9 protein-coding genes and 1 pseudogene are annotated in these 9,933 nt (G+C 41.5%); 3 read left to right on the top strand and 7 right to left on the bottom strand.

The features are described 5' to 3' along the window. Positions 1 to 87: 87 nt before the first annotated feature. Positions 88 to 345, top strand: coding sequence for a hypothetical protein (locus HMPREF0027_RS02525; protein ID WP_005621990.1), 258 nt, complete (start codon positions 88 to 90; stop codon positions 343 to 345). Between the two features lie 371 nt (positions 346 to 716). Here HMPREF0027_RS02525 and HMPREF0027_RS02520 read toward each other — a convergent pair whose 3' ends face one another. From HMPREF0027_RS02520 to sppA, 4 genes are all read right to left on the bottom strand, one after another. Continuing rightward, positions 717 to 1,997 carry an NAD(P)/FAD-dependent oxidoreductase gene (locus HMPREF0027_RS02520; protein WP_044024410.1) on the bottom strand — a complete coding sequence of 427 codons (1,281 nt, stop codon included), beginning with the start codon at positions 1,995 to 1,997 and terminating at the stop codon, positions 717 to 719. Positions 1,998 to 2,108: 111 nt separating this feature from the next. Continuing rightward, complete coding sequence (locus HMPREF0027_RS02515) at positions 2,109 to 2,627, bottom strand: SprT family zinc-dependent metalloprotease (RefSeq protein ID WP_005621988.1); 519 nt, start codon at positions 2,625 to 2,627, stop codon at positions 2,109 to 2,111. After that, positions 2,628 to 3,392 carry a ribonuclease T2 family protein gene (locus HMPREF0027_RS02510; RefSeq protein WP_005621987.1) on the bottom strand — a complete coding sequence of 255 codons (765 nt, stop codon included), beginning with the start codon at positions 3,390 to 3,392 and terminating at the stop codon, positions 2,628 to 2,630. It abuts the gene before it with no gap. Between the two features lie 134 nt (positions 3,393 to 3,526). Continuing rightward, the gene (gene sppA / locus HMPREF0027_RS02505; RefSeq protein WP_005621986.1) at positions 3,527 to 5,383 is read right to left on the bottom strand and encodes a signal peptide peptidase SppA; all 1,857 of its coding nucleotides are present in this window, start codon (positions 5,381 to 5,383) and stop codon (positions 3,527 to 3,529) included. Between the two features lie 111 nt (positions 5,384 to 5,494). On the opposite strand from sppA, the gene HMPREF0027_RS02500 reads away from it, so the two are divergent. Both HMPREF0027_RS02500 and HMPREF0027_RS02495 read left to right on the top strand, forming a co-directional pair. Next, on the top strand, positions 5,495 to 6,058 hold the full coding sequence (locus HMPREF0027_RS02500; RefSeq protein WP_044024408.1) for a nitroreductase family protein: 564 nt from the start codon (positions 5,495 to 5,497) through the stop codon (positions 6,056 to 6,058). Between the two features lie 26 nt (positions 6,059 to 6,084). After that, a complete protein-coding gene (locus HMPREF0027_RS02495) occupies positions 6,085 to 6,906 on the top strand; it encodes an SDR family NAD(P)-dependent oxidoreductase (protein WP_044024230.1) in 822 nt (273 codons plus the stop codon). Positions 6,907 to 7,055: 149 nt separating this feature from the next. Here the strand turns inward: HMPREF0027_RS02495 and HMPREF0027_RS02490 are convergent, their stop codons facing one another. The 3 genes and pseudogenes from HMPREF0027_RS02490 to HMPREF0027_RS02480 all read right to left on the bottom strand — a co-directional run bounded on the left by HMPREF0027_RS02490 (position 7,056) and on the right by HMPREF0027_RS02480 (position 9,932). Continuing rightward, positions 7,056 to 9,206, bottom strand: coding sequence for a heavy metal translocating P-type ATPase (locus HMPREF0027_RS02490; protein ID WP_005621983.1), 2,151 nt, complete (start codon positions 9,204 to 9,206; stop codon positions 7,056 to 7,058). 105 nt (positions 9,207 to 9,311) lie between these two features. After that, positions 9,312 to 9,510: pseudogene (locus tag HMPREF0027_RS02485) on the bottom strand (heavy-metal-associated domain-containing protein). Positions 9,511 to 9,527: 17 nt separating this feature from the next. Continuing rightward, entirely contained in the window at positions 9,528 to 9,932 is a 405-nt protein-coding gene (locus HMPREF0027_RS02480; protein WP_081456948.1) for a DUF411 domain-containing protein, read from the bottom strand. Position 9,933: the final 1 nt, after the last annotated feature.

Genomic DNA, 9,933 nt, shown 5'->3' with positions numbered 1-9,933 from the left:
TAAGTTTTTATTTATATTTTAAAAAAGTGGGTTAAAGCCTTGTAATATAAGGCTTTAACCCACTTTTTACCAACCTTTTTGTCTACTATGCCAAATTGGGTTAATACTACTATTGAATATGCAATAAAAGAAGGTCGAGGGAAAATCACTAAATATTTTATTGGTAAACTTTTAAGTAAAGCTCCAGTAGGCCAAGATAATATCTGGCCTAGTGAAGAAATCCGAGATGTCTTAGAAGAACTTCAGTCTGAAAATATGTGTGAGGGTATGTATATAGGTAAAAAAATAGTCGGGGAGTTACAACTCGTTTACTTGGGGATGGGGGTGAACAAGAAAGAAAGTTAGCTGAGCAATATGTAAAATGGGGAGACCAATTAGCTATAACACATCCATTTTTATCATCTAAACTTTTATATAAATTAGCAAATTCATATAAGCATGAAGCTAAACATTGGGATAACCAACATAGGTTAGAAATGCATCTTTGAGAAACTAATGTATATCTTACTACTTATTAGCAATTGTAAGTCGTATATTCATTAGCAACTAAATTGTCTATTTGAAGTCTTAATGGGCTATTTAGTAACTATTTTGTCCATTACACCTAAATAAAACCACGGAATACACTGATTACACAGAATAAAATTTCCGAGTAGTCTGTGTCTTCTGTGGTTAATTTTTGCAAAATTTTGCGGAAATATAACCGCTTGTTTTGCTTAGTGTAACTTCATTGACGGTCTGAGGAAGCGGTTAATTTGACCGACTAATAAAATCAGACCGGTTTTTACCCAGCCGTGTAAAGCAACTTGGTGCATACGGTATAACGAGAGGTAAGCAAGGCGTGCAATTTTACCTTCGATAAACATATCACCGCTCATTAAGTTACCCATCAAGTTACCGACCGTACCGAAGTGAGAGAATGAAAGTAGAGAGCCTTTATCATTGAATTTAAACGGTTTTTGTTCTTTACCTTCAAGTGCCGCCACAATGTTTTTACCGCATTGTGTTGCCATTTGGTGCGCGGCTTGAGCTCGTGGTGGAATCGCTTTGCCATCTTGGATAAGCGATGCGCAGTCACCGATGACATATACCGAGTCATCTACCGTTGTTTGTAAGGTATCTTTGATTTCAATTTGGTTTAGACGGTTGGTTTCAAAGCCGAATTCTTTTACAAAATCAGGCGCTTTAACACCGGCAGCCCAAACCATTAAGTTAGCTTCAATTTTGTCACCGTCTTTGGTGATTAAGCCGTCTTCTACCGCTTCAGTAATCATGGCATTTAAGCGAACGTCTACACCGGCTTTGCGTAATTCAGCGAGGGCTGAAGCCGATACTTTTTCGGTTAACGCAGGAATTAAGCGTGAGCCAGCTTCAACTAAAGTGACTTTTAGACTCGCTCGATTCAATTTACCAAAACCGTATGAGTTTAAGTGTTTTACCGCATTATAAAGTTCTGCAGAAAGTTCAATACCGGTTGCACCGCCACCTACGATCGCAATTTTTACATCTTGATCTTCACTGTGAGAGAACTGTAGGAATAATTCCATCATACGTTTTTGGAATTGCTTCGCCTGTTCTGAACCGTCTAAGAAAATACAGTGTTTCGCCACACCTTTAGTATTGAAATCGTTCGATTTACTGCCGATCGCAATCACTAATTTATCATAAGCGATATGGCGTTCTTCTACTAACAGCTGATTTTGTTCGTTATAAATTGGCGCAAGTGTCACTTCTTTTTTATCACGACTTACTGCGGTGAGCGTGCCTTGTTGGAATTCAAAACCGTGATTTTTAGCATGTGCACGATAGCTGAGCGCATCGGTACCTTCATCTAAAGAACCAGTTGCAACTTCGTGTAAAAGAGGTTTCCAAAGGTGGGTTGCATTACGATCGATAAGAATGACTTTCGCTTTATTCTTACGACCTAATTTATTGCCAAGGTAGGTAGCAAGCTCTAAACCGCCAGCTCCACCACCCACGACCACGATGGTTTCCATTGTCATAAAATACTCCAAATGATAATAAATTGATAAAAATCAAAAAATTGCATTAATTTTAGGCGCTTATAGAATAATGTCTAGTACCTTTTAACGTTATTTTAACGCTTGTTACAAATTTTCTTTGGAAGTGAGGATTTGTTTACACTGCTTACAGAGGTAACGGCAACTGTCTCGTACGATAGCGTTATGACGACGTAAAGAAAGTAGATGCGTTTGACAGCCGCATTGATAGGCAAATTGTTTGCCGACGACATTTTGCGTATCAAAACAATGGTAGGTTTCCGCCGGCACTCCGAAAACTTGTTCCATCATCATTTTCCATTCTTTCCCGTGTGGCTGGACTCGCCCGAATTGTTGATAAACCAAAGCGTGAGCAAGTTCATGCGGTACAACTTGCTGAATAAAGGATTGCCCGTTTTCTGCCAATAAAACGGGATTGAAGCGAATTTCATTACGTTGCAGATAGGCGGCACCGGCTTTTACACCACGCACGGCATAGCTGACCGCAGGCGGTATAAAAGTTTTATTGAAGTGAGTATTGGCTTGCTCCAAATTGCGTTTTAGCTGACGCTGAACTTGCATCTTGAGCTGACGCATGAGAGCAGTATTTGAGACTGATTCCGTCATTTATTTCGGACAGTCCATTGGTTTCCATTTTTTATCGTAGCAGACGTAAAGCTCGGTCTTGCTTGCGCCTAAATAAACACCTCGTAGCTGCGGATTATGTTTACGAATCCATTGGAATAAATCATTTCGGCGTAGATTTTTTGCCGGTAGTTTCAGGCTGTAAAACAACTCTTTTTGTTTGGCAAAATAACTTTCCGCACTATCGAAAGCGCAGCTGCCGTGTTTTTCCCATTCGCCTTGTAATAATGCAGCGCCCGGTGATTCCGGTAGATATTGCTCAATAATTTTTGTGGAAACTTCCGGTAAATCGCCTTGGCAATAGCGAGGATGTTGATCAACCGAACGAGCCTTAGCATTTTGTGGCCATAAACCGTGAATAACCCAACCGAAGTTTTGAGCTTCGGCACACTGATAAGCTAAACGTTGCGGCACATCTCCTTGGTTTTTATTGCGTTGTGATTCACAAAAAGCCGGAGACCAAGAAAGCGCCAACATATAGTAATCAACCGGTGCGTGCTTGTTTTGCCCGATTTTATCTTCATACATTTTGGAATCATAATTCATCGAAAGCGCCGCTTGAGTCGCAGAGGCGGATTGTGCCTGTGGTGCTTTGGCAATCGGCGTATCAGCTTCCGTTGCATAGTCGTTTTGTTGCTGTTGTGGCTGCTTAACCGGTTCTGATTTATTACTTTGATTACCGAAAAAATAAGAGATTGCCGCAATAATCAGTAACACGGCTAGTTTTATAAGTTGCTTTTGGTTCATATTTAATGGGATTAGAAATGCTAATTTAGATAATTGGAAAGGGCGCTACTATAAACAAAAAAGAGAGGTGAGGGAAGAAAAAATAAGCGGTTAGATTTGCGAAAAAATTTGCAAATTTAACCGCTTGTAACAAGCTATTTTATCGTGCCGCAGCTGAGACAATATAAATAGGCGTGTTTAGGATCGTTAAACTGTTGCAGTAACTTGAGTGATTGTTGGGCTTGAGTTGCTACAGGTAATCCTAATAATGAGCCGAGTTGTAATTTCAGGTTAGAGCCTTTTAAGAATGAACTTAGCAAACTATCATCGCTGTCAATAAACCATTGCGCTCTAAAGTGTTCGATTGCGGCTTCACCTTTTACTTTGCGTTGTTGATTGACTAATTCGGTGATAACGTCATAAGCGGTGTCAAAATCACCTAATTCATCGACTAAACCGTGTTTTAGTGCATCTTCACCCGACCAAACTTGTCCTTGTGCAATTTTATCTACTGCCTGTTTAGGGATATTTCGTCCGCGGCTGACCAATTCTAGGAATCGGTCGTAGCCATTTTCAATGCTGATTTGAATTACTTCCGCTTGTTCTTTCGGTAATGTTTTTAATGGACTGGAAGAAGCAAATGGTGAAAGTGAAATACCATCTTCCGTTACACCTAAATTTTTAGCAGTTTTTTCAAAGCTGGTTGCTAAGCCGAAAATCCCGATAGAACCGGTAATGGTAGTCGGGCTGGCGATAATTTTATCGCTGGTCGCCGAAATCCAATAGCCGCCTGACGCCGCCATACCGCCCATTGATGTCACAACCGGTTTACCGGCAAGTTGAATCGCTTCTAATTCTTGGCGAATAATTTCCGAAGCCATTGCACTACCGCCGGGGCTATTTACTCGTAAAATAACGCCTCTCACATTTTTGTCTTCACGTGCTTTGCGTAATTGTTTGACAATGGTGTCGCTGCCCGCCGAATTTTGAGAGCTTTTGCCACTTACGATTTGACCTTCTACGTTAATAATTGCAATTTTGTTTTCGGCTTTAACATGAAAACGATCTGTAAGCCCGTGAGCATAATCAAAATAATCAATGTGATTATAGCTACCTTCTTTATCTGCTCCGAATTGTTGAATTAAAGCGGTTTGAATTTGACTTGGTGTGGTAACTTCCGTAATTAATTTTTGATTTAATGCATATTGCGCATCATCGCCTTTTAATGCTTTATATTTTGCGATATAAGTTTGGCTATCCGGTAGAACTTGTTCCGGCTGAATTTGGCGATTGCGCGCAATGTCTTGGCGGACATTATTCCAGATTGATGTGAGCCATGTTTGTGCGTTTTGTTTTGCTTCTGGTGACATATCATCACGAATGAACGGCTCTACAGCCGATTTGTAAGTACCGACACGGAAAATATGTGGAACAGCTTCAATTTTATCGAGCAACGTTTTGAAATAGATATTGCTATAGCTGAAAGCATGAATATCAACAAAACCGGCTTTATTCAAATAAATCTTATCGGCAAAGCTTGCCAAATAATATTGCGATTGGCTGTATTGTTCACCAATAGCGATAACCGGTTTACCCGATTGCTTGAAGTATTCGATTTGAGCGCCAATAAATTGTAGTGAGGCAACATCCCCACCTTGGAAATAACCTAAATCCAATACTAAACCGGTAATACGTTCATCTTTCATAGCTTTATTGATGCTACGAGCTACATCAAAGGTTGAGATTTTTATCGGTTCATTATTGCCTAACTCGTTTTGAATTAAGCGGTGTAAATCACCGTATTCGTCATGATTATCGGCTAAGTAACCGTCTAAATTGAGTTGTAATGCCCCTTTTTCGAAAAAAGGTTGTTGATTTTGATGCTTTGATTCTTGTTGTAATAAGGTGGTAAGTGCAAAACAAATTAGTACGAAAATAATAAATAATAGGCTTAAGACAAATTCTCGAATACAGCGGAAAATCTGATAAAGCCCTTTCAACATTTTTAACATATTAGTCCTAATGAGTGTAAGTATTTTGTGGGATAAGCTACCATAAAAACGGCTTAGAATTAATAAAATATGTTATTCTTAAGCCAATTTTTACATAAAGTACAGCAGACTATGGAAATTTTAGATTTATTACATCGCCGTCGTTCAAATAAAAAATTTGGTGAAATTGCCCCCTCTGCGGAGCAAGTTGAAAATATGATTAAAGCCGCGTTGCGTGCGCCGGATCACGGCAAAATGAAGCCTTATCATTTTGTGGTGATCGAAAAAAGCGGAATGCCGAAATTACGCGAATGTTTAGCCGCTACCGCAGTGGAATTTAATATGGATGAGAAAAATGCGGCTAAGGTGGATAAACTTTCCAACCAAGCTCCAATGGTGATCGGCATTGTGGCAAAAATTGATCACGAATCACCGAAAGTACCGGCGTGGGAGCAAATTGTGACAGCCGGCTGTGCGACTTATGCGATGCAGCTAGCCGCTAATGCTCAAGGCTTTGAAACGGTTTGGATTAGCAAAAAATGGGTGGAAGGATCGCTATTGCGTGAAACATTCGGTTGCCGTGCCGGTGATAAAGTGATCGGTTTATTGTTAGTTGGATCACCGAAAGAAGATGATGGCATTTCTTTAGCTAGAGAAGCGGAAGCGACCGAAGGTTTTGTGAGTGTGATTCGTTAATAGTGGCGAAACGTATTGAGGAAAGTATGAAAACGATTCTAATCACCGGCTGTTCTTCCGGTATTGGTTATGCAACTGCTAAGTTATTGAAAGAAAGCGGCTGGCGAGTGATTGCCAGTTGCAGAAAACAGGTGGATATCGACCGCTTACAATCGGAAGGCTTCGAATGTATTCAGCTTGACGTGCAAGATTCGGCACAAATTGCGCAAGCGTTTGAATATATAAAAGCAAGCGGTGGATTAGATGCGGTATTTTGCAATGCAGGGCAGGGGCAACCGGGCTGTGTGGAAGATTTGCCGCGTGAAGCATTACGTGAGTTATTTGAAACCAATGTATTTGGCGTGTGGGAAGTGATGAATCATGCACTTAAAATTTTCCGAGCGCAGAATCACGGACGTATTTTATTGACCAGTAGTATTTTAGGCTTTGCCGCAATGCACTTTCGAGGTGCTTATAATGCCTCTAAATTTGCGGTAGAAGGCATGGCGGATACGTTACGTCACGAATTGCACGGCTCGAATATTTATGTCAGTTTGATTGAGCCGGGCCCGATTTTAAGTGATTTCCGTTCAAATTCTTTGGATAAACTCACCAAATATATTGATGTGGAGCATACCGCTAAAACGGCATTTAACCAAAAACAATATCAGCGTTTGGCAACTAAAAAGAATGATAACCCGTTTGCTAAACCGGCATCAGCGGTGGCGGAAGCTTGTCTAAAAGCCTTAAGCGATAGCAAACCGAAAGCCCGTTATCAAGTCACATTTCCAACTAAACTGTTTTGGTGGCTAAGACGTATGTTACCGACTACATGGTTTGATTTTGTGTGCCGTAAGTCTGGTGGCTAGTGGAGCAATAAAACCACGGAATACACGGATTACACTGAAAAGCCTAGCACGGCAGAGCCGTACTAGGTTAAGCATAATTCAGTCCTGCTAGGGCTGGAAGTTAGAGAAAATATAGAGCTACATACGGCTTTGTGCATGGGGGAAACTAGCTACTTCAACAATCTCTGACTGTTTAGCGCCACGGTGATAGAAGACATTGTCATCGCAACGGCGGCGATCATCGGGTTGAGCAGCCAGCCGGTAAACGGGTAAAGTACACCAGCAGCAATCGGAATGGCAATCACGTTATACATAAATGCACCGAGCAAACTTTGCTTCATATTGCGTAATACCCGTTTAGCAAACGGCAGAATTTGTAGCACCGGTGTTAAACCGTGTTGCATCAGCGAGAGATCGGCGGTTTCAACCGCAATATCCGAGCCGTTGTGCATCGTAATGCCCACATTTGCTTGAGCAAGAGCCGGTGCGTCATTAATCCCATCGCCAATCATCGCCACTTTTTTACCTTGAGCTTGTAATTCACGAATTTTATCCGCTTTTTGCTCCGGTAAAACTTCGGCGATCACACCGTCTAAACCGAGTTGTTGTGCAAAATATTCAGCAGTTGATTGGCGGTCGCCGGTCAGCATTAAGCATTGATAACCTTCCGCTTTAAATTTTTCGATCATCGCTTTTGATTCATTACGTAATTGATCTTCCACCGATAAAATACCGGCTAATTGATCATTTACCGCCACAAAAATTTGCGTGGATCGAGAAGCGGTTAAATTTCCGGAAAAATTGACAAACTTCGTATTACCCACCTTGATTTGATCTTCGCCTAAGTTGGCGATAATCCCCGCACCTTTGACCACTTGTACATTAGTCACTTCACAAGCGGTCTGATTTTCAGCAAATTTTACAATCGCTTTGGCAATCGGGTGAGAAGCGTGGACTTCTAAACTTTTTGCCAGTTGCAACACACGATTCGGCTCGAAACCGTTAAAGGTTTGGATATCCGAAACCGTCATTTCGCCGGTGGTGAGTGTGCCGGTTTTATCGAATACTAGCGTATCGATTTCGGAGCCGGCTTGCAGAGCTTCGATATTACGTACTAACACACCAAATTCAGCAGCTCGAGCCACGCCGGCAATAGTAGAAAGCGGAATTGCTAAACCGAGTGCACAAGGGCAAGCGATAATTAACACGGTGGTAAAAATCGAGAGTGCAAACGAAAAGTCTTTGCCTAAAAATAGCCAAATCAGACCGCTTATCAGCGAAATCGAAACCACAACCGGTACAAAAACACTTGCCACTTTATCGACAAATTGTGCGAGCGGTGGTTTACTGGATTGAGCATGACGCACGGCGTTAATGACACGAGCAAGAGCGGTTTGACTGCCGACTTGTTCGGCAATATAGATGCCTGATCCGTCTTGAATCAAGGTTCCGGCACGTACTTTATCACCGACTTTCTTCTCAATCGGTAACGCTTCACCGGTCAGCATTGATTCGTCCACCCAAATAGCACCGCTTTCCAATCTGCCGTCCACCGCAAGCCGATCGCCGGTGAGTGCTTGTACACGCATTTCCGGTTTGATGCCTTTAACCGGAATGGTTTGCGTTGCATTATTTTGATCAAAAATAACCGCTTGTTGCGGGGCGAGATCGAGTAATTTTTCTAAAGCAAGCGAAGAACGTTGTTTGGCTTTTAATTCAAGGAATTTACCGAGATTGATAAAGCCGATAATCATCACGCTGGCTTCATAATAAACGTGCGCTTGCGGTTGAGGGAAAAGAGTTAGCCAGAAAGAGTAGAGCCAAGCGACACCGGTACTGAGAGCGACTAAAGTGTCCATGGTGGAGGCTTTATTTTTCAGGCTGACCCATGCCCCGACAAAGAAATCTTTACCGGCAAAATACATAGTAAATAAGCTGACGGCTGCGGCGATAAACCAATAAATTAAATTGGTTGAATTTGGGATCATACCGATAGCCAAACCCAATGCCACCAAACCAAAACCGACAATTAAGGCGACTGCAAATTGCCATTTTTTATGGCTTAAAGTACGTTGGGTTTGCGCTTGTTGTTTGGCTCGACGTTCTTGTTCGCTTTCTAAAATTTCCGCGCCGAAACCGATTTTTTCGACCGCTTGTATCATCGCTTGCGGATCCGCTTCGCCCTGTACAAATGCAGTTTGATCGGCAAGATTGACCGAAGCAAAAGTCACCCCTTCCACTTTCATCAAGATTTTTTCAACCCGACGCACACAAGCGGCACAGTGCATACCGTCAATTAAAATTTGTTGTTCTTTAGCCATATCTCTTCTTTCCGGTAAGTTTAACCACGGAATGGTGGTTTTATATTTTTGTTCCCCTCTTTGCTAAAGAGGGGGATTTTCTTTGAATATCAATAATTATAAGGATTAAATAACTTCTGCTTCAAAACCAATATCATCAACAGCGGCAATAAGAGCTTCTGCATTAGCAGAACCTTCCACAATCGCTTGTTGTGGTTCTAAAGTTACGGCCACTTTTTACGCCTTCTACTGCATTCAGTGCTTTTTCCACGCTTTTTACACAGTTACCGCAATGTAAGCCATCAAGTTTGAGTGTAATTGACATTTTGTTTCTCCTAATGATTAGTTGTATGAATTGAAAATTGTAGTTGTGCCGTCTTTTTTAAGTAACAGCACATCATATTTATCTTTATGCCCCATATGTTTCGGCTGATCCATTCCCGGCGAACCAAGCGGCATTTCCGGTACGATTAAGCCTACTGCATCAGCCGGTTTTTCTTTGAGTAAACGCTCAATATCTTGTGCCGGCACATGACCTTCAATCAGATAACCGTCTACCATTGCACTATGGCAGGCTTGTAATTTCGGTTGTAATTGTAGTTTGCTATGTACATGGCGATTACCTGTATCATTTGCGGTGACGTTAAAACCGTGCTGTTTTAAATGATCAATCCAAAAATTACAGCAACCACAAGTGATCTGCCCCCAAAAAGTTAGACTGTTTAATTTAAGGACCGAGTTCTGTATT

Origin of the sequence: Actinobacillus ureae ATCC 25976 (assembly GCF_000188255.1) — a bacterium.
GTDB classification, from domain to species: domain Bacteria; phylum Pseudomonadota; class Gammaproteobacteria; order Enterobacterales; family Pasteurellaceae; genus Actinobacillus; species Actinobacillus ureae.
Note: the sequence above shows the minus strand (reverse complement) of the source record. Positions and strands in the feature narration are given on the sequence as shown.